This window comes from Methanocellales archaeon (assembly GCA_028715985.1).
Classification (GTDB): domain Archaea; phylum Halobacteriota; class UBA148; order UBA148; family UBA148; genus UBA148.
Genome location: JAQUQR010000002.1, coordinates 112,505 through 134,352, shown reverse-complemented (window position 1 = coordinate 134,352; position 21,848 = coordinate 112,505). Strand labels below are relative to the sequence as shown.

22 protein-coding genes are annotated in these 21,848 nt (G+C 45.0%); 13 read left to right on the top strand and 9 right to left on the bottom strand.

Translation table 11 applies throughout. From position 1 onward, the window contains the following. Nucleotides 1–359 precede the first annotated feature (359 nt). Both PHI74_03225 and PHI74_03220 read right to left on the bottom strand, forming a co-directional pair. Nucleotides 360–683, bottom strand: a complete 324-nt coding sequence (locus tag PHI74_03225) for an NMD3-related protein (GenBank protein ID MDD5485024.1) — start codon at nt 681–683, stop codon at nt 360–362. Next, a complete protein-coding gene (locus PHI74_03220; GenBank protein ID MDD5485023.1) occupies nt 676–963 on the bottom strand; it encodes an SOSS complex subunit B family protein in 288 nt (95 codons plus the stop codon). Before PHI74_03220 ends, PHI74_03225 begins: the two co-directional genes overlap by 8 nt. Before the next feature lie 401 nt (nt 964–1,364). Here PHI74_03220 and PHI74_03215 point away from each other — a divergent pair, with 401 nt between their 5' ends. The 8 genes from PHI74_03215 (at nt 1,365) to PHI74_03180 (ending at nt 8,517) form a co-directional block, all read left to right on the top strand. Beyond that, entirely contained in the window at nt 1,365–2,462 is a 1,098-nt protein-coding gene (locus PHI74_03215) for a KamA family radical SAM protein (protein ID MDD5485022.1), read from the top strand. Beyond that, on the top strand, nt 2,440–3,468 hold the full coding sequence (locus PHI74_03210; protein ID MDD5485021.1) for a hypothetical protein: 1,029 nt from the start codon (nt 2,440–2,442) through the stop codon (nt 3,466–3,468). The genes PHI74_03215 and PHI74_03210 overlap by 23 nt, the downstream gene beginning before the upstream one ends. Nucleotides 3,469–3,473: 5 nt before the next feature. After that, nucleotides 3,474–5,036, top strand: coding sequence for a GNAT family N-acetyltransferase (locus tag PHI74_03205; protein ID MDD5485020.1), 1,563 nt, complete (start codon nt 3,474–3,476; stop codon nt 5,034–5,036). 214 nt (nt 5,037–5,250) lie between these two features. Further along, nucleotides 5,251–5,472, top strand: coding sequence for a hypothetical protein (locus PHI74_03200; protein MDD5485019.1), 222 nt, complete (start codon nt 5,251–5,253; stop codon nt 5,470–5,472). A gap of 1 nt (nt 5,473) precedes the next feature. Then, complete coding sequence (locus PHI74_03195; protein ID MDD5485018.1) at nt 5,474–6,451, top strand: EVE domain-containing protein; 978 nt, start codon at nt 5,474–5,476, stop codon at nt 6,449–6,451. A gap of 17 nt (nt 6,452–6,468) precedes the next feature. After that, a complete protein-coding gene (locus PHI74_03190; protein MDD5485017.1) occupies nt 6,469–6,696 on the top strand; it encodes a hypothetical protein in 228 nt (75 codons plus the stop codon). Nucleotides 6,697–6,905: 209 nt separating this feature from the next. Next, a complete protein-coding gene (locus PHI74_03185; GenBank protein MDD5485016.1) occupies nt 6,906–7,376 on the top strand; it encodes a DUF192 domain-containing protein in 471 nt (156 codons plus the stop codon). 88 nt (nt 7,377–7,464) lie between these two features. Next, nucleotides 7,465–8,517 carry an L-threonylcarbamoyladenylate synthase gene (locus PHI74_03180; GenBank protein MDD5485015.1) on the top strand — a complete coding sequence of 351 codons (1,053 nt, stop codon included), beginning with the start codon at nt 7,465–7,467 and terminating at the stop codon, nt 8,515–8,517. Nucleotides 8,518–8,568: 51 nt separating this feature from the next. On the opposite strand, the gene PHI74_03175 is transcribed toward PHI74_03180, so the two are convergent. From PHI74_03175 to hisA, 7 genes are read right to left on the bottom strand one after another with little or no spacing between them, the layout of a single operon-like run. Continuing rightward, nucleotides 8,569–9,624 carry a M42 family metallopeptidase gene (locus PHI74_03175; protein ID MDD5485014.1) on the bottom strand — a complete coding sequence of 352 codons (1,056 nt, stop codon included), beginning with the start codon at nt 9,622–9,624 and terminating at the stop codon, nt 8,569–8,571. Between the two features lie 4 nt (nt 9,625–9,628). Then, complete coding sequence (gene hxlB, locus PHI74_03170; GenBank protein ID MDD5485013.1) at nt 9,629–10,237, bottom strand: 6-phospho-3-hexuloisomerase; 609 nt, start codon at nt 10,235–10,237, stop codon at nt 9,629–9,631. Beyond that, nucleotides 10,218–11,009: a TIM barrel protein gene (locus tag PHI74_03165; protein MDD5485012.1), complete on the bottom strand. Its 792-nt coding sequence runs from the start codon at nt 11,007–11,009 to the stop codon at nt 10,218–10,220. The genes hxlB and PHI74_03165 overlap by 20 nt, the downstream gene beginning before the upstream one ends. After that, nucleotides 10,972–11,502: a hypothetical protein gene (locus PHI74_03160; GenBank protein MDD5485011.1), complete on the bottom strand. Its 531-nt coding sequence runs from the start codon at nt 11,500–11,502 to the stop codon at nt 10,972–10,974. The genes PHI74_03165 and PHI74_03160 overlap by 38 nt, the downstream gene beginning before the upstream one ends. After that, nucleotides 11,465–13,183: a methionine--tRNA ligase gene (metG, locus tag PHI74_03155; GenBank protein MDD5485010.1), complete on the bottom strand. Its 1,719-nt coding sequence runs from the start codon at nt 13,181–13,183 to the stop codon at nt 11,465–11,467. The genes PHI74_03160 and metG overlap by 38 nt, the downstream gene beginning before the upstream one ends. Further along, nucleotides 13,116–13,694, bottom strand: coding sequence for an imidazoleglycerol-phosphate dehydratase HisB (hisB, locus tag PHI74_03150; protein MDD5485009.1), 579 nt, complete (start codon nt 13,692–13,694; stop codon nt 13,116–13,118). The genes metG and hisB overlap by 68 nt, the downstream gene beginning before the upstream one ends. Continuing rightward, entirely contained in the window at nt 13,691–14,413 is a 723-nt protein-coding gene (gene hisA, locus PHI74_03145) for a 1-(5-phosphoribosyl)-5-[(5-phosphoribosylamino)methylideneamino]imidazole-4-carboxamide isomerase (GenBank protein MDD5485008.1), read from the bottom strand. Before hisA ends, hisB begins: the two co-directional genes overlap by 4 nt. 113 nt (nt 14,414–14,526) lie before the next feature. Between hisA and PHI74_03140 the strand changes: the two genes are divergently transcribed. The 5 genes from PHI74_03140 (at nt 14,527) to PHI74_03120 (ending at nt 21,841) form a co-directional block, all read left to right on the top strand. Continuing rightward, on the top strand, nt 14,527–15,573 hold the full coding sequence (locus PHI74_03140; protein MDD5485007.1) for a mechanosensitive ion channel family protein: 1,047 nt from the start codon (nt 14,527–14,529) through the stop codon (nt 15,571–15,573). Between the two features lie 406 nt (nt 15,574–15,979). Continuing rightward, nucleotides 15,980–18,994, top strand: a complete 3,015-nt coding sequence (locus PHI74_03135) for a CoB--CoM heterodisulfide reductase iron-sulfur subunit A family protein (GenBank protein ID MDD5485006.1) — start codon at nt 15,980–15,982, stop codon at nt 18,992–18,994. Next, nucleotides 18,994–19,413, top strand: coding sequence for a hydrogenase iron-sulfur subunit (locus PHI74_03130; protein MDD5485005.1), 420 nt, complete (start codon nt 18,994–18,996; stop codon nt 19,411–19,413). The genes PHI74_03135 and PHI74_03130 overlap by 1 nt, the downstream gene beginning before the upstream one ends. Next, nucleotides 19,404–20,552 (top strand): (Fe-S)-binding protein, encoded by a 1,149-nt coding sequence (locus tag PHI74_03125; protein ID MDD5485004.1) that lies wholly within the window; start codon nt 19,404–19,406, stop codon nt 20,550–20,552. Before PHI74_03130 ends, PHI74_03125 begins: the two co-directional genes overlap by 10 nt. After that, nucleotides 20,552–21,841, top strand: coding sequence for a CoB--CoM heterodisulfide reductase iron-sulfur subunit A family protein (locus PHI74_03120; GenBank protein MDD5485003.1), 1,290 nt, complete (start codon nt 20,552–20,554; stop codon nt 21,839–21,841). The genes PHI74_03125 and PHI74_03120 overlap by 1 nt, the downstream gene beginning before the upstream one ends. Nucleotides 21,842–21,848: the final 7 nt, after the last annotated feature.

Here is a 21,848-nt window from a genome sequence, read left to right as displayed (position 1 = left end):
CCCCTCCCAGATCTTCTTCTATAATTTAACGCAGCTAAGCAGTGATGAATTTCTCGGATATAACTCCAAAATCTCCGAACTGCAAAATAAACGCATCAAGCTTATCGAGAGCTATACTGAACAGGAAGTTAACATAATTCAAAAATTTGTGCCCGGAGGGATTGATATGGATAGATAGATGCTGAGACTGCAAGCAAAGGACGGAACAATTCCTGCTATGGTGACGCCAGAGCTGCCATTCATGATTCGATTCCATTGACGCTTGGTTTTATCGTCGTCTATGGAGATCTGATGTACTTGGTGGTATATCCCTTCTTGTTGACGTAATATACCGGCAATATAGCACTCATTAAAACAATTCAATCAAACCCATATTTTGCCTTAGACGGCTTTTTGGGAAGTCTCACACAAAGGGTGAACCTATAGATCGATTTACCATCTTGAACCCTAAGATATTTCATACTTTCAGTTCTTTTTCCACCCACCACTTTCAATATTTTCGCAACTGTATGTCTGGCATCATTTAATGATGACATATATATGTCATACCCATTTTTTGCCTCAGATATTTCGTAATCACTTTTTCCCTTATATCGATCGATTATGTTTAGGATCGATTCTCTCTCATTCTCCTCTATCCCTCTACTTGCCCTGATTTGGATGAGTGCATCGTGCCTAGACAACCTTCATACTCCCTCTTCTTCCTAGCGTTAACTGCGGCTCTCCTTGGAACTCATTGACAAAAGCATCCTTTATCTCGACCATGTCCCCGACTTGAACCTCTTCAATGTTTTTGCCCCAGAGCGTGAAGGGAATCGTTCCAGTCTCATCTTCTAATGTTGCCGTAGCAACTTCCAATGTTCTACCGTTTCTCGTCTCAACTCTCCTTGGGTTTTGCTTATCTATTATCTTTGCTTTTAGACAATCAACAGTATCTCTTGGTTTCAGCTCTTCTATTTTCAATTTCTCACCTCCCTTTTTTCTATTTATTTATGTTAGCTAATATAACTCTCTTATTTGATGGAATTTTTGGTATCATGGCTTAAACTCTTCATAGACTTCTAGTCTTACATCTAGCAGTTCCGTGTTTGGTCTGGCCATGAAATTCCACATATACCGTGTCTTCTCGAATCACTTAATATGTTTGTCTAACCTTAAACATTACAGTTTGGTCTATAAGGCGTAGTTTCATTATTCGTCTCTATACTGTCCTGTCCTGTCAATAGCATAAGAGTGTGGATTTCAGTACATTCATATAAATTCTTAAGGAATAAAAGATGAAATTTCGTAATCAATATTTTTCAGGTTTATTACATACGGAAAGTTTATTATATCAGGAGGAGTTTTAAGGTACGACAGAAAAGATGGATACCTGCATTAGTCGAGTATCGAACCGAGATAATGGGGCAAGCGAATCCGAGTCTGAAGAACCCCCGGATAGACAGCAGAGAACCCACAGTTTTTCCGTATTTGATAATCTCTATAGTCTAGGGGCTGACTTGCAGGAAATAAGAAAGGTAACTAAGGTTTACCCTGCCAAGATAAGCCGCCATTTCTTTAGCCTTATAAAAGAAAAGGACGACCCCATCTGGAGGCAGTGCGTACCCAGTCTGGCCGAACTCCAGGATAATGTTAATTCCGCAGACCCCCTGCAGGAGGAAAGGGACACGAAAGTTCCTGGTCTGGTTCACAGGTACCCGGATAGAGTCCTCCTCTTGGTGAGTTCTAAGTGCGCCATGTACTGCAGGTTTTGCACCAGAAAGAGAAAGGTCGGTAGAATACAGCAGATCCCAATGGAACAAATCGAAGGAGGCATTGAATATATACGACAGCATCCTGAGGTCAGGGATGTCATCCTTTCAGGTGGAGACCCACTTATGAGGGAGGACTGGGAATTAGAGCATATCTTGAAAAAGCTGCGGGACATAAAACACCTCGAGATTATAAGGATCGGAACCAGAGTGCCATGTGTCCTGCCTTCGAGGATCACCAAGCACCTATGCGATATGCTTAGAAAGTATCACCCCTTATACATGAACATACACTTCAACCATCCTGCGGAGGTCAACTCTGAGAGCAGGAGGGCATGTGAGATGCTGGCTGATTCCGGAATTCCGCTGGGGAGCCAGACGGTGCTTCTAAAAGGTGTGAACGATTCGCCTGAGATTCTCAAAGAGCTGATGCAAAAACTGGTCCAAATAAGGGTCAAACCTTACTACTTATACCAGTGCGATCTTGTCAAAGGGGTCGAGCATTTCAGGACAACGGTCCAGGAAGGTTTGGCAATAATCAAATCCATCCAGGGATACACCTCTGGTCTTTGCTTCCCACACTTCATGATCGATAGCCCCGGCGGTGGCAAAGTACCACTCTTGCCTGAGTACGTCGAAGAGCTAAACGAAGAGAAAATCGTCTTGAGAAACTATCGGGGGGAGCGTTATGTCTACCCCAACCCAAGATAGCATGAGGATAGCCCTAACCTATAACGCGCTACCTGAGAAGAACAGCAGGTATAAAACCGACGCTTTCGTTGAGTTCGATGAGATTTCGACTGTTGAAGCTATAAAGAAAGCCATCGAAGCCCTGGGTCATGAGGTAACGCTGATAGAGGCGAATGAAAACGCCTTCCAGAAATTAAGGGCTACGAAGCCGGATTTCGTCTTCAACATAGCGGAAGGAATGGGGGGCGAGAGCAGGGAGTCCCATATTCCTGCAATGCTCGAACTGCTGGGGATACCGTATTCAGGTTCAGGAGTCGCTACACTGGCCATTACTCTGGACAAAAGAAGAAGCAAGGAGGTGTTGGGCTACTGGGGCATTCCGACGCCAAAGTTTTGCCTTTTAGCCTCGGAAGAGCAATCCTTGGATGGACTTAAGTTTCCATTGTTCGTGAAGCCCAACGCAGAAGGATCAAGCAAAGGCATTATGAAAGACGCGCTTGTCGAAAATGAAAGGGATGCAAAGAAAATAATTAAGAGAATCTTTCAGGAGTATAACCAGTCTGCTTTAGTTGAAGAGTACTTGCCAGGAAGGGAGTTCACGGTATCGATCCTAGGCAACGATCCGCCCAGAGTTCTTCCAGTGCTTGAGATTGACTTCGACGGGCTTCCAGATGACCTTCCTAAATTCGATTCCTATGAAGTAAAATGGTACTGGGACGCTCCAGATAATGAGCATGATGGAATAATTTGCCCTGCCAAATTGGACGCAGACTTGGAGGAATGCCTGAAAGATACCGCCCTTCGGACGTATGAAGTCCTCGAGTGTCGTGATTTTAGCAGGATTGACCTGAGGCTCGATGCTGATTCCGTGCCGAACGTGATCGATGTCAACGCGTTGCCTGGTCTGATCCCGGACCCCAGGGAGAATTCACGATTTCCGAAATCTGCCTATGCCTCTGGCATGACTTACGAGGAATTGATCGCCGAGATTTTGAATGCGGGGCTCAGCCGTTACTCCGAGGGTTAAATGAAATGAAGATTGGGATATTGTACAACCTTGTTGAAGAGGGCCAACTCCAAAGAGGAATGCCTGCCGACATTGTGGCTGAAAACGAGGTGCTTGACGCGGTCTCGGCTGTGAAAGCCTCCCTTGAAAATGCAGGTCATGAGGCTTTATTGCTGCGGGTGAGCAGTGAATTACTGGGGGAATTAAACGAGCTGGACCTTGACATGGTCTTCAACCTTGCAGAAGGGCTGGGCGGGGATACGTCGGCCGAGAGTAAGATTGCTGCCCTCCTCGAATTGCTTAAGATACCCTACACAGGCTCAAATTCCCGTACCCTGGCCATATGTCGTGACAAATTCATCACCAAGAACATACTGGTCAGCCATGGGATACTAACGCCAGCTTATCAACTGATCCTGGAACCGAATGAGCCCATCCATGCTGAGCTATCCTATCCGTTAATCGTGAAGCCTGTTGGGGAAGATGCCAGCATAGGTGTAGGGCCTGATTCGGTGGTATATGATGAGGCACACCTGAGAAGGAAGATAAGCCACATCCTTGAGGTGTATCTCCAGCCAGCCCTCGTGGAAGAGTTCATTGATGGGAGGGAGCTGAATGTGGCACTATTGGGATCTGGTGAAACAGCAAGGGCTTTACCCCTTTCTGAGATAGTCTTCAATTTACCTCCCCGGGAAGAGCGGGTGGTCAGCTATGAGGCGAAGTGGATTGAAAATTCGAAATGGTACGAAGGAACGTGCAGAAGCTGCCCTGCAGAGCTTGACCCTGATACAGCGGCGAGAGTGAAGGACTTGGCATTGAAGGCTTACAGGGCGGTGGGTTGCTTTGGATATGGGAGGGTTGACATCCGGCTGAGGGAGGGAATCCCATACGTGCTGGAGGTCAATCCTAACCCGTGTTTAAGCCCCTGCCATAGCGGCTTTGTGGCCTCCATCGAAGCTGATGGAATGACCTTCGGTCAATTAGTTGACATAATCCTCCGATCAGCTATTGAAAGAGGCCGTTTGAAGGAGAGACCCTCAGACAACAAAAGCGAGTTAATCAAGACGAAGAACCTGACCATGAGGCCTGTGAAGCTATGTGATGTCGACATTCTGCTGAGTTGGTTCAACGACGCTGAAAACCTCAGATTTATGGACGACTCCGGCCAAATCTCACGGGAATATCTGGAGCGAGAACTGATGAAACCCTCTAGCGACTTTGATTTCATCGTCTCGTTGGGTGATAAGCCCATCGGTTTCGCCTCGGTGTACAATGTGGATGGAAAAAACATGAGGGGTGAGATATCCATCCTCATAGGGGAAAGGGAGTTCCAGGGCAGGGGGTATGGATCGGAGATTATTATGGCTCTCTTGCATTTTGCCTTCGAAAAACTCAGGCTGCACTCTCTCTTTGCTTCTGCGACCGTGTTAAACAAAAGCCCACAACGGATTTTGGCCAAGGCAGGGTTCAGGAAGATCGGCACGCGTAGGGAATATCACAGGTACGAAGGTGAATTTTTGGACGAAATATTCTTCGACATCACAGAAGGGGATTACAAAGCGATGTTATCGCAATCCAAAACGGGATGAGAGCACCTTCTAAAGAAAACTTCAACGTTTAGATAGAATTCAAGGTTTGGGCCTACAAAAGAAGAAACGGCGATTAATTTAAATGAGCTGTTATGATAATGAATAATGAAAAAATAAATGAAAGAAGAAATCTTGGATCTATTCAATAAGAAAAAGATGGATAAGGAGTGGTCTTTTGTAGAATATAAGCCCTCGGATACAGGCAAATGGACCCATGACTACCATCGATACCCCTGCTAAATTCATCCCCCAGTTGGTTGAAAAGTTAATTGATGAGTATGTATCTGAAAAAGTCGCACATATAAATGACCCTTTTTACGGCTGTGGAACTACCATTGTCACCGCAATATCAAGAGGGTTTAAGGCAAGTGGTACGGATATTAATAAAATAGCATATTTAATAACTAAGGTAAAATCGACACCAATGGGGGCATGAAATGGCTTATCACATATTTCTAACAGGGGAAAATAATTTTAGAACATGTGTTGAGAAAGGGGTTTATGGGGGTGTTCAGAGTAGTGGATCTGTTAGGTCTGGACCAATGAACGCTGATGTAATCTCTGGTTTTTGGGGAATTAAGCCAGATGATTTTGTTTTCTTTTATGTTAAAAACAGAGGCATATACGGCTTATGGAGAGTTAATAAAAGACCTTTTTATGATAAAACAGACATCTGGCATAACCCAAGCCAAGCATATCCTTACAGAGTTTGCCTGGAGCCAGCCCTGAGAGAATTTGCTAAACCCGTAGATTTAAGTGACATATTAGATCTGCGAGATAAGGGAAAGATTTGGACTTTTGATCTGGGAATTATGGCAAAGAAAAATCATTTTTCCATTACTACCGCAGAAGGAAAGGAAATAATACGACTTTTATTGAGGAATAATCCAGTATATAACCCGCCTTATAAGCTCCCCGATCCTTATTTTACTCTCAATCCTAAACCATTGCCATTGATTTTGGAGTGCAATAATCAAGGTCACCTTAGATATGAGGGATATCTCAATGCATGGTTTATGAAATCTTTTACTGAGGGCAAGCTCAAAGAAATCATAGGTGATTACGATGATTTCATAAATTACGTTCCAACCTCATTCAACAAAGTAATGGATATTTTTCTTACACATGTAACTACGATAGATTCTTTGAAGATACTTTACAAATTTACCTGCATGGAACTGAAGACGGGAAAAGTCTCAGAGGCGGATCTTAACCAAATTATCAAGTATGAAAATTGGTTGATTAGAAAACTTGCGGATGGGGATTCTGGGATGGTACAAAGTATTCTTGTTGGCTTTGATTTTGACAAAGAAGTTTTACAGTACCGAGATAAAAGAAAAAGCATTGAGGAAAAAACGGTGAGACTAATTCAATATAGGGTAGACGAAGAAAACATTTTTTTAAAGGAAATATAACTAAAAAGAGATTTAAAGTGTCAAAATATAAATGTAAAAGTTGCGGATACCGAGGGGAAGAGCTGATTTATCAGTTCAATAGCTATGGATATTGTATAGCCTCAAATGAGGAGGATCCTGGGTATCTCGGAGATGATCCTGCTTGGGTCAAAGACAAAGGCTACGGATCCGCTTATATAGATACGCCAGTTGGCTGCCCTAAATGTCATGCTTGGGGCACCCATAACTTCGAAATAATTTCATAAACTCATGTTTGGCATGAGAGAGCAAGAAACTTCATTTTTATCTTCGTGGATTTAAGTATTTGTTAATAATGAGTAAAACCAAGAGATAGGATAGATAAGATGGTGAAGAAATTGCCGCATCGCTTGCTTAATTAACGTAGCACATATACTACTGAGAATCACAACCTCTTTTATCTACAAAAAGTTATACACAATACTCACACTTTGAAATGAAAAATCATCACAAGATTTTAATCGGTATATTGGCACTTGTAACCTTAGCAGTTTTAATTATTGGGTGCATCAGCGATCAACCCCCAGAAGTCTCCAAACAAAACCAGGTCTGTATAAAAGGTACTTGCTTCTATGTTGAACTGGCCACAACTCCTGACGAACGAGCTCGTGGTTTAATGTTCAGAGAACATCTTGATCCAGACAAAGGCATGCTTTTCATCTTTGAAGAAGAAGGAGTGCACCCCTTCTGGATGAAGAATACCCTGATCCCCCTGGACATAATCTGGATCAGTGAAGACAAAGAGGTTGTTTTTATCAGCAAGAACACTCAACCTTGCGAAGCGGATATTTGTCCCAGCATAAACCCTGATAAAAAGGCAAAATATGTCCTGGAAGTAAACGGGGGTGTTTCAGATAAGATTGGGCTGAGAGTGGGTGATAAAGCATTGATATTTTGCAATTATTAAACGGAACGACCCCTGATAATTGAACAAAATAAATCATTAAGTGCTCAAACAAACCCTAAAATACACCATCATGCATCTTAGTTTTGCCATGTCAGAAGAGCGCAAACCCTTGGTACTAAAAGTAGACTCCGAAGAGCCAGAAATAGGTAAAATTCGTATCGCTGCGGACGTAATCAGGAATGGAGGCTTGGTTGCCTTTCCTACCGAGACGGTGTACGGTCTTGGAGCGGATGCTCTCAACGCGGAAGCGGTTGCCAGCATATTCAGGGCCAAAAACCGACCAGTGGACAACCCCCTTATAGTGCATGTTGCTGACAGGGAAGAGGTTTACAAGCTGATGAAAGACATTCCAGTGAAGGCAGAGGAGTTAATGGACTTTTTTTGGCCTGGTCCGTTGACGCTTGTCCTAAAAAAATCTGAGATCGTGCCCTATGTGACCACCGGCGGCTTAGAGACGGTAGCCCTAAGAATGCCTGATCACCGGGTGCCCCTTGCCCTCATAGCTGAATCTGGAATGCCAATTGCAGCACCAAGTGCCAATCCTGCTGGAAAGCCCAGCCCAACCAATGCAAGACATGTTATGGAGGACTTAGGGGCTAAGGTGGATATAATACTTGATGGGGGTCCAACGAGGGTGGGGGTGGAATCCACAGTTCTTGATCTGACCGCTTCTAAGCCAAGGATATTAAGACCTGGGGGCATCACCGCTGAAGAGCTAGTGGATGTGTTGGGAGATGCTGATCTAGCTGGGATAAAAATGGAAGTGGAGGTTGCCCTATCTCCGGGAATGAAACACAAGCATTATGCACCCAGCTCAGATATGATCGTGGTAGAGGGGGAGGATTTTGACATCCTCACAAGAAAGGTTCAGGAACTCGCAGATGAGCACAGGCGGAAGGGAAAAAGAGTGGGAATAATGGCAATGAGCGAAAGCCCCAGATACGATGCAGACATCGTTAAAGTTGCCGGTAGCAGGGCTGATCTGAGGACGGTTGCTAGAAATTTGTTTGAAATTCTCAGGGGTTTCGATGAGGCAAAAGTTGACATGATCATCGTGGAAGGCGTGGAAACAAAGGGCATTGGGCTAGCTATAATGGATAGGTTGGAGAGGGCAGCAGGTTATAGGGTCCTCAGAGTTTGAGGATGTCACTTTCGTTGAAAAGTTTTTTTTGTTCTATTTTTTTATAATCTGCTAAATACCCCAAAAGTACCCGTCAACCGTCTCTATGGCGCGTGCAATCAGTTCTGCACATCGATCTAGGTCTTTTAGGCTTATCACCTCGACTGGCGAGTGGATATATCTTGCTGGTAGGCTTATCGTTCCGGAAGGGATGCCTGCCTTTGTTAGCTGAATTGCAGTCGCATCTGTCGTTCCTCCGCTGGATACTTCTAACTGATACGGAATTTTGTTGCTCTCAGCTGTCCTTTTAAGCCATTTTAGCACAGGTTCGGATGTAATGAGTCCGCGCCCGGACCCATCCAAGACCGTTATTGAAGGCCCTTTGCCAATTTCTATGGAAGAATCTTTTTTCTCTATGCCGGGGTTATCTCCGGCAATGGCGACATCAGTTGCAATCGCAACGTCTGGTCCCAATCCAAAGGCAGATGTCTTCGCGCCCTTTAATCCAACCTCCTCTTGAACGGTCCCGACTGCATGCACTGTCACCCTACCATCTGTTCGCTTTAGGGCTTCAATCAACATCACCAGCCCTACCCTATCGTCGAAAGCTTTGCCAGTAACCATATCATTTGCCAGCGGTCGGAACTCCCTGTCCATGGTGATCGATGTGCCCTCCATTATGCCCAATTTTTTTGCATCCTTTTTACTCGTCGCCCCGACATCGATGAACATGTCCTCTGCATTGACTACCTTTTTCTTATCCTCCTCTTTCATAACATGGGGCGGCTTTGATCCTATGACGCCTGTTATCATCCCTTTTTCTGTGTGAAGTATGACGCGTTGGTTGAGCAAGGTCTGATCAAACCAGCCGCCAACCTTGACAAATTTGATAAAGCCCTCATCATCCACATATTTGACCATCAAGCCTATCTCATCCATGTGGGCAGCAAGCATGATAGATGGCGCTGCACCTTTCTTAGTAGCAATGAGATTTCCAAGTTTATCCGTCCTGATCTCATCGACATATGGATGGATCTCCTCCTCAACGATGGTCCTGATATTTCCCTCATACCCAGAGGTGCCATGAGCATTTGACAGTTTTTCCAACAAATCTTTTATTTCCTTCATGCTATCACTCCAAGGTCGCATGTTTTAGTTTGAGATCCCCTTCTCCCTTCTTGGTGATTTCCATCAAAGCAGCGATGATTCCATCCAAAAAGACCATGGAAGTGATCTCAAATAACGTACCTAGGGGTGCCAATGATCTATGCGCCCCCCTTACTTGTCTTTCTAGGTAGTCCATATCATCCGTCTTGACCCTTTTCCCTAATGTGATCAATATATCGGCATAACTTGCCGCTGTTGAATTGGGGTTTGATGTGACCAAAATAATCTTCGCTCCTAGGTCCTTTCCAATTTGGGCTAAGTCGACCACGGATTGGGTTTCACCTGAACCAGAGATGACCACCAAGAGGTCGCCTTTTTCCACAGAGGGGGTTATGGTCTCCCCCACCACGAACACACGAAATCCCAGATGCATCAGCCTCATTGCGAATGCTTTGCCAACCAAGCCTGAGCGACCGACGCCCAGCAAAAAGATCTTTTTTGCGCTGAGAAGTTGATCGATCACCTCTTTTATTGTGTCATCTTTTAAATCCTCAGCTGCATCAATGATATGGGTACTCATCATCTTCATCGCTGACCTGACTGTGCTCTGATTTTCATCCTTTGATTTTGGCATTAATGACCTCCTTCATCTTCAAGGCATCCACCTCTAATAAAGGTGATTCACAAATCACCGTGGCATCGTAGCTCCCTTCTATTAAAGCCTCTGCTAGGGGTTCAAAGTTTGGCTCGTCATCCACAGGTATGTGTTTTCTCTCATTTCCATCCTCATATTCCACTCCGCTAAAATGGATGTGGAACTCATCATGATCAAATCTACTAAGCACTCCCTCGAAATCACTTTTGCTTTTTAACGAGCCGTTACCCCTGGCGTGGATGTGGCCGAAATCCAGCACTGGTTTTGTTCCTTCAACCTCAGATGTGATCTTGATGATCTCATCAAGGGTGCCAAACTGACTTTTCCGCCCGGCTGTCTCAATGCCAAGAAGTACTTTCTTTTCTATTTTGTCCTTGATCTCCTCACAAGCGCTCTTTACCAATTCAAACGTGTTTTCTTTTTTCGAATAATATCCCGGATGGAGAACCACTATATTCGCATTCATCTCGATAGCCCTTAGAGCGGAATTAATGATGAATTTTTTGCTTTTTTCGATGGTCTCTTTGCTCCCAGCGAGGTTAACATAATAGGGTGCATGTACTGAAAGTTTGATACCCACCTCTTTTGCAGTTTCACCAACTCTCTTTGCAGCCTCGCTATCCATAAAAATGCCCCTGACGAACTGAATCTCCATGGCATCCAATTTGATCTCAGCAAGATATCTGATGCCAGCATCTATTCCTTTTCCCTTTTTAGCCCGGGGGATTCCAGCTATACCCATCTGAATCATCTTTGAATTCCGTCCTCTTGAGATGCCAACCAATTACATTATCGTTTAGTTCTGTGAATAATAACATTATCTTAGTGGAGTTGCCGTTCCAGAGAAAACTTTTTTGAACATTCCCCTCCCTTAGTTCCTCGAGAATGGATTCAGTAAAGCATTCCAGGGCATCTTTTCTTGAAAGTGGCACGTTGAACACAACTCTATATTTCTCCTTTGTCCTTGCATATGAGATTAGGATATAACCCCTGCTCTCGTATTTTTCGATGGCATCGAAGTCACAGATGACTTCACTTTCATATTCGATGGAAGAGTCGACTTTTGATATACTGGATAGGATTCCTATGATCAGGTCTTCCGTTGCTTTTTTACCGAGCCAGAGTGAGATCTTTCCTTGGGTACAGGCCAAGGTGACCTCATCTCTACCCATCTCGACAAGGTTCAATTTGGATATGTCAGAGCGATCATCTATCCAGCTTTGTCTTTTGCTCTGCAATTTCATCGCCCTCAATTATCCGGAACAACGGCTTCACATCCCTTACAGGCTGAGATTCGATAGGATTCTTGGCAGATTGCAATCGCTGTTCATGTACGGAGCTTTCATAACCCAGCATACTCCAAAGTCTCTGTGCAGAGAAGGGTAGGAACGGAGCCATCAAGATTGCCAAGGCTTTTATGATGCAAGCGCTTAAATGAAGCGTTGTTTTGCTCATCGCCTTATCTTTCCAAGGCTCCTTTTCATTGAAATATTGGTTGCCAAATGAGGCAAGCTTCATGACCCTTGCTATGGCCTTCTTAAACTCGCAATTCTGAAGGAAGTTGTCGGTAACATCCACCGCTAGCTCGATCTCTTTTAGCACAGAAAGGTCTTTTTCATCGAGATCATAAGGCTCTGGAATGATTCCATCGTGGAATTTTTCAATAAATGATAGTACTCTGTGCGCAAAGTTACCAAATGTGGACACAAGTTCTTCGTTATTTCTGCGTTGAAATTCATCCCAAGTAAAATTCGCATCCTTGGATTCCGGCATATTGATGGAAAGATAGTATCGCAGTGGGTCTGGATCGAAATGCTCTAGGTATTCGTCTAACCAGACGGCGTAGTTCTTGCTCGTCGAAAATTTATCCCCTTCTAGATTGAGGAACTCGTTGCCTATGACATTTGTGGGGATGTTCAGTCCTTCGTAGCCTAACAACATGGCAGGCCATATAATGGTATGGAAAGGTATGTTATCCTTTCCAATGAAATAATAAGTTTCCGTATCCGGATCCTCCCACCAAACCCTCCATGCGTCTGATTTGCCTTGTTCAGCAAAGTATTGTTTTGTCGCTGAGATATATCCAATGACAGCCTCAAACCAGACATAGATGACTTTGTCCTCTTCACCCTTGATAGGGACCGGGACCCCCCATTTGAGGTCACGAGTTATGGGCCTGTCCTCTACTCCCTCTTTCAGCCAATTGATCGTAAATTTATAGACATTCGGTCTCCAAAGATCTTTCTTGGTCTTTATCCAACTCAGCAGCCTATCCTGAAATGCAGTTAATCGAAAGAAGTAATGCCTGGTCTCACGCATCTCTGGCGTAGTACCACAACTCTTGCAATAGGGATTGATCAATTCCGTGGTGTCAAGAGTCCTACCACACGCATCGCATTGATCCCCTCTGGCACCCTCTGAGCCACACTTGGGGCACTTGCCCTCCACATATCTGTCTGGTAAGGACTTGTTGCACTTGGGGCAATATAGCATATCCATGGCCTTTTCGTAGATAAAGTCATGCTCAAGCAATTTAAGAAAGAAATCCTGGGCCGTTTCACGATGGTTCCTGGTCGTCGTCCTAGTGAATAGATCATATGAACAGCCCACATCATATAGAGAACGCTTGATTCTCTCATGATAATTATCAACTATCCCTTTGGGAGAACGCCCCTCTACCTCTGCACGCATGGATATGGGTGTTCCATGCTCGTCCGTCCCGGAAACCATCCGTGTTTCGTTTCCCATCATCCGGTTATACCTGGCAAAGATATCCGCCGGCAGACACGAACCTGCTAAGTGTCCCAAGTGCAAAGGTCCGTTTGCATAGGGCCATGCTGTCGTTACCAGTACTCTCTTACCCATACAACATTCCTTTTGTGCTTGGGGCGCTTTTTCCTCGTTGGTCGATTCTCGTGGCTTCATTTAGTGCCAACGCCAAGGATTTGAATAATGCCTCTCCCTTGTGGTGGTCGTTTTCCCCCTCAACTCGCACATTTATGTTTATGCTCGCATTACTGACAAATGCCTCTAAGAAGTGTTTAATCATCTCTGTGCTGGTATCCCCTATTTTCTCTGCCGAAAATTTAGCATTGAACACCAGATAGCCTCTACCGCTTAGGTCAATTGCAACTATTGCCAAAGAGTCGTCCATTGGAACGATTGCATGTCCAAATCTGTATATAACCTCTTTCTCGATCAGGGACTTTTTTAAAGCATGGCCCAACACTATGCCAACATCCTCTATTATATGGTGCTCGTCATCCCCTGATGCTGTGAGGTTAAGGTCAAATTTTCCATGAACGGCAAAGCTTGAAAGCAAGTGATCGAAAAATTTTAGGCCTGTGCTTATGTTGCATTCCCCTTTTCCATCTATGTTTAGATCGACTTTGATGTCAGTCTCCTTCGTCTTTCTTTCTACCTTGGTTCTTCTCATTTTGTCACCTTCATTGCCTCCTTTAGCGTTAAATTACCCTTATAAAGTGCTGTTCCAATCACTGCGCCAACAGCACTGGTGTTTTTAATTTCAATCAGATCCTCAATAGATGAGATGCCCCCAGATGCGATTACGGGGATATCTACCACCTCAACTAACTCCTTGATCGGCGCCGGGTTCACGCCTTGCAATAGCCCTTCTACATCTATGTTTGTAAATAAGATGAATCCTGCGCCAAGTTTTTGGAACCTTAGGCCTACCTCCGTTGATTTGAGACCAGAGCCTTTTTTCCAACCCTCGACCATGACCTCACCACTCTTCGCATCCAATGAGACCATGATGCGTTCACTACCATATTCACTTGCCAATTTTTGCACGAGAGAGCCATCCTCTATTGCGGCAGTCCCCAATATTATCCTATCAGCACCGATGTCAAGTAGGGCTCTTGCAGAGTCGTATGATCGGATGCCCCCACCAACTTGGATCTTTGCAGGACATCGTTCTATTATCTGTTCAATCAAGGGTGCATTTCTTCTTTTTCCTTCGAAAGCACCATCCAGGTCTATCAGGTGCAGTGTCTTGGCACCCTCATCGACCCATTGCATGGCCATTCCGATGGGATCGTTGCCACTCCAAGAAACGTTGCTGGGCACGCCTTGTACGAGTTGAACGCACTTCCCATCCTTTATGTCCACTGCAGGAATCACTTCAAATTTCACCTTATCCTCTCTTTACTTTATTGTAACCCTTTTGTTATTGTAACCATTTTATCATAGATTATCTTTTTGATAGGATAAGATTTTTAATGTACTTTAGAGTTATATCCAACGGAATGGTTGAAATAGCAATGATATGGGACTATATACAATACATAGAGGCATTGGTTATTCTCCTCTTGACCCTTGTTGTAGCAAGGGTGGTCATGCGTTTTTTCGAAAAATATCTGGAGAAATTTGCAGCTAGAACGAAGATTAAAGGGGTAGATGTTATAATAAAAACGATAAAAGGGCCTCTTTATATACTCATACTTCTTCTTGGTATTCATCTTGCTTTAATCATTGTAAAATTTCCGTTTTTAGCTCAAATTGGACTTGTATTTAAGATAATAGGTGCTATACTTGGCACTTGGGTTATCTATAATATTGTTCCAGCCTTGATGCAGGAATATGGACGTTCTCTGGCAAAGAGGACCAAGACCAGTATTGACCAGGTTGTCATCCCTGTCTTGGAGAGAATAGTAAAAGTATTTCTCTTAATCGTAGGCATCCTGCTAATCCTGAATATTTTGAAAATAAACATAACACCGCTGTTAGCTGGGATGGGTATCGCTGGTTTAGCAATTGCATTGGCATTGCAAGATACTCTCTCAAACATGTTTTCTGGATTTTATATGATGCTCGACCACCCATTCAAACTTGGAGACAGAATCATGTTGGGCGCGGAAGAGCTTTATGAAGTCAGGGATGTTGGCATGCGAAGTACTCGATTGTATGACATCATCAATCACACAATAGTAACCATACCTAATTCAGAACTCTCAAAGATGAAGCTGACCAATCTCGTCGAACCAGATCGCAGATTAAAGGTTCGTATACCCATCGGGGTTGCATATGGGTCAGACATGGCTAAGGTACGAAGAGTTCTTTTGGAGATAGCAAAAGAGGCACCAGATGTCTTGGACGACCCAGAACCAAAAGTTATCTTCAATGAGTTTGATGATTTTTCGCTTAATTTAATCTTAATCGTATGGATAGAAGATGTAACGAAGAAGGTAGATGTTATAGATCACATAAACTCCAGGATAAAGGAGAGATTCGAGGAGGAAAACATAGAGATACCCTTCCCCATCAGGACGCTTTATATGAAAAGGGGCAAATAAAGAAAAAACTATCTCCAGTGACTTTTTTGAAGTGGGATTCGAACACTTCTTTATCCTGGGGTAGAAAGAGAGAACCGTTGCCATTCCAGCTCACTTAAAAGTTTGAGATTAAGTTATTTTAAGCTAATTGCAGAGTTCAGACATTTCGAAGGTCTGGTAAATTTCTGGAGGGGTGCTTTAGATCGATTTATGGTCTATGGTTTATTATTTCGGCTCGTATAACACTTTTCTACTCGTATAACACTCTGGCTACAGAAGTAACCGTTGACAAATATAACGGTTTAAAATAGTTGTTTATTGATGTTGGGGGAATCTTCAACGAAAGTACTAAATATGATCTGAGAGATAAAATAAGGGAATATAAATCGAAATAATTTTTGAGAATAACGATCTAGGAGAAGAGTTTATGCAAGCCTCTAAGAAAGTCGGAGCAGTACTTGTCGTTGGTGGTGGGATAGCAGGTATACAGGCATCTCTTGATCTGGCAGATTCTGGCTTCAAAGTGTACCTGCTGGAGAAGTCCCCCTCTATCGGAGGAGTCATGGCACAACTCGACAAGACCTTCCCAACCGGCGATTGCTCAATATGCATTTTATCCCCTAAACTCGTGAATGTGGGAACACATCCAAACATCGAACTCATAACAAATGCTGATCTGACTGAAGTTTCCGGCAAGGCAGGAGACTTTAAGGTAAAGATACTCAAGAAACCCAGGTACGTGGACGAGGAAAAGTGCACCGGCTGTGGTGATTGTGTTTCTGCCTGCCCCTACATCAATCTTCCAGACGAGTTTGATATGGCCCTCCGCTCAAGGGGCAATATATTTATCCCGTTTCTCCAGGCTGTGCCCAGAGTCGTTATGGTGGACAGGGAGCACTGCGTCAAATGTGGAAACTGCGTAGCGGTGTGCGACGCAGGAGCCATCGATCTCTATCAAAAACCAGAGGAAATCGAGATTCACGTGGGCGCCATCATCGTTGCTTGTGGATTCGATTCCTTTGATCCCTCTGGGATAAAGGAATACGGCTATGGCAGATATAAAAACGTCATCACTGCCTTGGAGTACGAGCGCTTGGTTTGTGCTTCAGGTCCCACAGGCGGCCATCTCGACAGACCCTCTGATAAGAAGACTACGAATAGCATCGCCTTCATCCAGTGCGTCGGCTCGAGAGATGTGAAGAACAATCCCTATTGCTCCTCGGTATGTTGCACCTATGCAGTTAAAGAGGCGATAATAACAAAGGAACACAATCCTGCCATAGATGTAAATATCTTCTACATTGACATTCGAACTCATGGAAAGGGATTCGAAGAATATTACAATAGGGCAAAGGAAGAATATGGGGTAAGGTTCACGCGATGCAGGCCGTCTTCAGTAGAAGAGACCGATTCGGAAAAAATGTTGATCAAGTATGAAGATGAGGATGGAAAGCTAATAGGGGAGGAGTTCGACCTCGTGGTGCTCTCGGTCGGGCTCATGCCACCCAAGGAACCCAAAGAACTCAGTGAAAAGCTTGGAATAGAGCTAAACCAATATGGTTTCTGTTCAACCAGCGAGTACTCACCAGTGGAAACCTCTAGGCAAGGAATATATGTGTGTGGCGCTTTTGCCTCCCCCAAAGACATTCCAGAGAGCGTAGCCCAAGCATCTGGTGCTGCCTCCAAGGCATCAGGCCTTCTGTCCTCTGAAAGGGGGACGCTGGTAGTAGGAAAGTCATACCCTCCCGAAAAAGATGTCTTGGGTGAAGATCCAAGAATTGGCGTTTTCATATGCAACTGTGGAGTAAACATCGGCGGCGTAGTGGACATACCAAGGGTTGTGGAATATGCCAAATCACTGCCAAACGTGGCGTATGTGGAAGAGGACCCCTACACCTGCTCTAGGGATGCTCAAGATAGGATAAAAGGTGCCATAGAAGAGCATGACTTAAATAGGGTGGTTGTGGCTTCTTGCACTCCCAGAACCCATGAATCACTCTTCAGGAGCACGATAAGGGAAGCCGGGTTAAATCCCTATCTTTTTGAGATGGCGAATATCAGGGATCAATGCTCATGGGTACACCAACATGAAAAAGAAGAAGCAACGGAGAAGACTAAAGACCTGGTCAGGATGATCGTTGCGAAGGCAAGACTACTTGAGCCGCTAGAAAGAATATTTGTGGATGTAAACCCCTCTGGACTGGTAATCGGCGGCGGCATAGCAGGAATGACCGCTGCCCTCGAATTGGCTAATCAAGGCTATGAGGTGCACTTGATAGAGAAGGAGAAGGAACTCGGTGGCAATCTGCGCAGACTATACTATAGCTTGGGTGGTGTAAGCCCCAAGGAACATGTGAATGAGCTTATCGATGAGGTTATGAAGAACTCAAAAATACATGTTTACACGGGCACAAACATAGTGGACGTTGGGGGTTATGTTGGAAACTTTCTGGTTAAAATAAATCAAGATGGCGATGAAAAAGATCTGGCGAGTGGAGTGATCATCATAGCTACTGGCGGAGTTGAATACAAGCCAGAGGAGTATCTATACGGCGAGGATGACCGAGTGCTTACACAACTTGAGCTGGAGGAAAAGCTGGCTAACAATGAGTTAAAGGCTAAGACGATTGTGATGATTCAGTGTGTCGGCTCCAGAAACGAAGAGAGACCCTATTGTAGTCGAGTCTGCTGCTATGATGCGATCAAGAATGCGCTGAAGATCAAAGAAAAGAGCCCAGATGCAAACGTCTACGTATTATATAGGGACATAAGAACCCCCGGATTCACAGAAGATTACTATCGAAAGGCAAGAGAAGAGGGCATCATATTTCTTCGCTATGATGAAAAAGAGAAACCAGAGGTTATCCTGGAGGACGGAGTCCTGAAAGTATTGGTGGTCGATCGCACCTTGGGGAGAAAATTCTTGATCAAGCCGGATCTCTTGGTACTGAGTGCTGCAGTACTCCCTCATCCTGGCAATAAGGAACTATCAGAAATGCTAAAAGTCCCTCTTAGGGGAGATGGCTTCTTCTTAGAGGCGCACGTTAAGCTGCGGCCAATCGACTTCTCAAATGACGGAATCTTCTTGTGCGGCTTGGCTCATTCGCCCAAGTCCATAGACGAAACCCTCTCGCAGGCCAGTGCAGCTGCATCCAGAGCAGCCACGATACTGTCTAAAGAGCGTGTAGAGGCAGAGGGAGCTGTCATTAGCGTTGATGAAATCCTATGTAGGGGCTGCGGTAGGTGCGAGGAGGTATGTGAGTATAATGCCCTAGAGCTAAAAGAAATCGAGCCAGGAAGGTTAGTAGCGCAGGTAAAAAAGGTTCTCTGCAAGGGATGCGGCACCTGCTCTGTTGCGTGTCCAAGTGGCGCCATAACTCTCAAGCATTTCACAGACAAACAAATCATCGCGATGATAGATGCAATGGCAGGGATATTCTGATGGATCCAAAAATCGTGGCTTTTTGCTGCAACTGGTGCTCCTATGCAGGTGCAGACCTGGCTGGTGTTTCCCGCATGCAATATCCGCCCAATGTGCGCATCATCAAGGTCATGTGCTCTGGTAGGGTGGAGCCCAGCTTTGTACTCAGGGCATTCGAAGGCGGCATAGATGGAGTTTTAATCACGGGGTGCCACATAGGCGACTGTCATTATATCTCTGGAAATCTTAGAGCAGAAGATAGGGTAAAAATGACCAAGGAACTCCTGAAGACATTGGGTCTGGAAGAGGAGAGGCTACGCTTGGAATGGATCTCTGCGTCAGAGGGAGAAAAATTTGCCAGTGTCATAAAAGAATTCGTGGAAGACTTGAAAAGTATGGGGCCAAATCCGCTGGGGAGGGGGGTGGCATCATGTCCTTAGAGAATATAGTCAAGGAGACCAAGGCTTATTATTGTCTTGAATGTGGAAAGTGTACTGGTAGCTGCCCCATATCGAGAGTGAACAAGGATTATTCTCCCAGGCTTACCGTTGAGAAGGCTCTGCTCGGCTTTGACAAAGAGCTACTGGCAGATGGGGGCATCTGGTCTTGCATGACCTGTAACCTCTGTAATGATAGATGCCCCTCTGATGTGGACTACACAAGGTTCATCAGATATGCCAGAGCAGAGGCACTAAAGACAGGTTATACGGGTAACTGCACCCATGGTGGTGTTCTATTGTCCTTGATGCGGATTATGGGGAATCCAAATCTCAAACAGGATAGGTTGGGGTGGGTCTCTGATGACCTGGAAATTTCTGAAAAGGGGGATATTCTCTATTTCACAGGATGTCTGCCCTACTTTGAAACCATCTTCAGAGACATCGGCGTGAACAGTCTAGACATCGCCAGAAGCACGGTTAAAATACTTAACAGCCTTGGCATAAAGCCAGTTGTAATGCCTGATGAGAGATGCTGTGGACACGATCTGCTCTGGACTGGCGATGTGGAGAACTTTGAAAAAATTGCCAGGATTAACGTAGGTCTTATAAAGGAAACTGGTGCAAAAAAAGTGATATTCTCGTGTCCGGAGTGCTACAGGACTTTTAAACAGGACTATTCAGAGTACGTGGACATGGATTTCGAGCTAGCTCACATCTCAGAATTTCTCGCAGAAAAGATCGACGAAGGAAAAATAGCTTTTGGAAGGTTGGAGGAGGACGTGACCTATCAGGATCCCTGCAGACTTGGAAGACATCTGGGAGTCTATGATCCGCCCAGGGAGGTCATATGCAGCATTCCTGGTATAGGACTGATCGAGATGGAGCACTCACGAGAGCGCTCGATATGCTGTGGTACGAGCACTTGGACCAATTGCGATAGGTTTTCAGAGCAAATACAGAAGGAAAGACTGAAAGAGGCAAAAGCAGCTGCTGAAACCCTGATAACAGCATGCCCGAAGTGTCAGATCCATCTGAGTTGTGCAATGAAAGGTAAAACCCCCACCGACGAGGTTAAGATCAAAGACTTCTCTGTTCTGGTTGCCTCTGCGTTGGGTTTGGGAGAAGGGGGTGACCCTTAATGGTAGATGACGTTCTTGTTATCGGTGGTGGAGTGGCAGGCATCCAAGCAGCAATAGATCTGGCTGAGAGGGGTTTAAAGGTTTACTTGGTTGAGAGATTTCCAAGCATAGGGGGCAAAATGGCACAGCTCGACAAGACCTTCCCAACCGGCGACTGCTCGATATGCATATTGGCTCCAAAGATGATGGAGTGTTTCTCTCACGAAAACATCGATGTGCTCACTTATGCAGAAGTGACGGGCGTTTCCGGCAAGGCAGGAGACTTTAAGGTAAAGATACTCAAGAAACCCAGGTACGTGGACGAGGAAAAGTGCACCGGCTGTGGTGATTGTGTTTCTGCCTGCCCCTACATCAATCTTCCAGACGAGTTTGATATGGCCCTCCGCTCAAGGGGCAATATATTTATCCCGTTTCTCCAGGCTGTGCCCAGAGTCGTTATGGTGGACAGGGAGCACTGCGTCAAATGTGGAAACTGCGTAGCGGTGTGCGACGCAGGAGCCATCGATCTCTATCAAAAACCAGAGGAAATCGAGATTCACGTGGGCGCCATCATCGTTGCTTGTGGATTCGATTCCTTTGATCCCTCTGGGATAAAGGAATACGGCTATGGCAGATATAAAAACGTCATCACTGCCTTGGAGTACGAGCGCTTGGTTTGTGCTTCAGGTCCCACAGGCGGCCATCTCGACAGACCCTCTGATAAGAAGACTACGAATAGCATCGCCTTCATCCAGTGCGTCGGCTCGAGAGATGTGAAGAACAATCCCTATTGCTCCTCGGTATGTTGCATGCACGCCACAAAGGAGGCAATACTGGCGAAGGAACATTATCCGGACATGGAGACTTATATTTTTTATACAGATATGAGGGCTTTTGGAAAAGGGTTCCAAGAATACGTAGACAGAGCTAAAAATGAGTATGAAGTACGCTACATCAGGAGCAAGCCGGGAGAGATAACAGAGGATAAGGAGACGAAGAATCCTGTGATATGGTACGACGACACGGTAACAAGGCAGGTAAAAAGGCTTGAAGTAGGTTTGGTCGTGCTTTGTACAGCTTTGGTGCCAAGTAAAGGGGTAAAAGAGCTTGCATCCATCTTAGGAGTTGAGCTAGACAAAAACAGATTTTTCAAGATTGCAGATCCACTATATGCTCCACTGGATTCTAGCAGGGAGGGAATTCTAGTGTGTGGATACTGCCAGGGACCAAAGGATATTCCAGAAGCCGTTACACAGGCGAAAGGGGCAGCTGCTAGGGCTGCTGAGGTTTTGGCGTGCTTGGGGGCGTAGCGTAGTT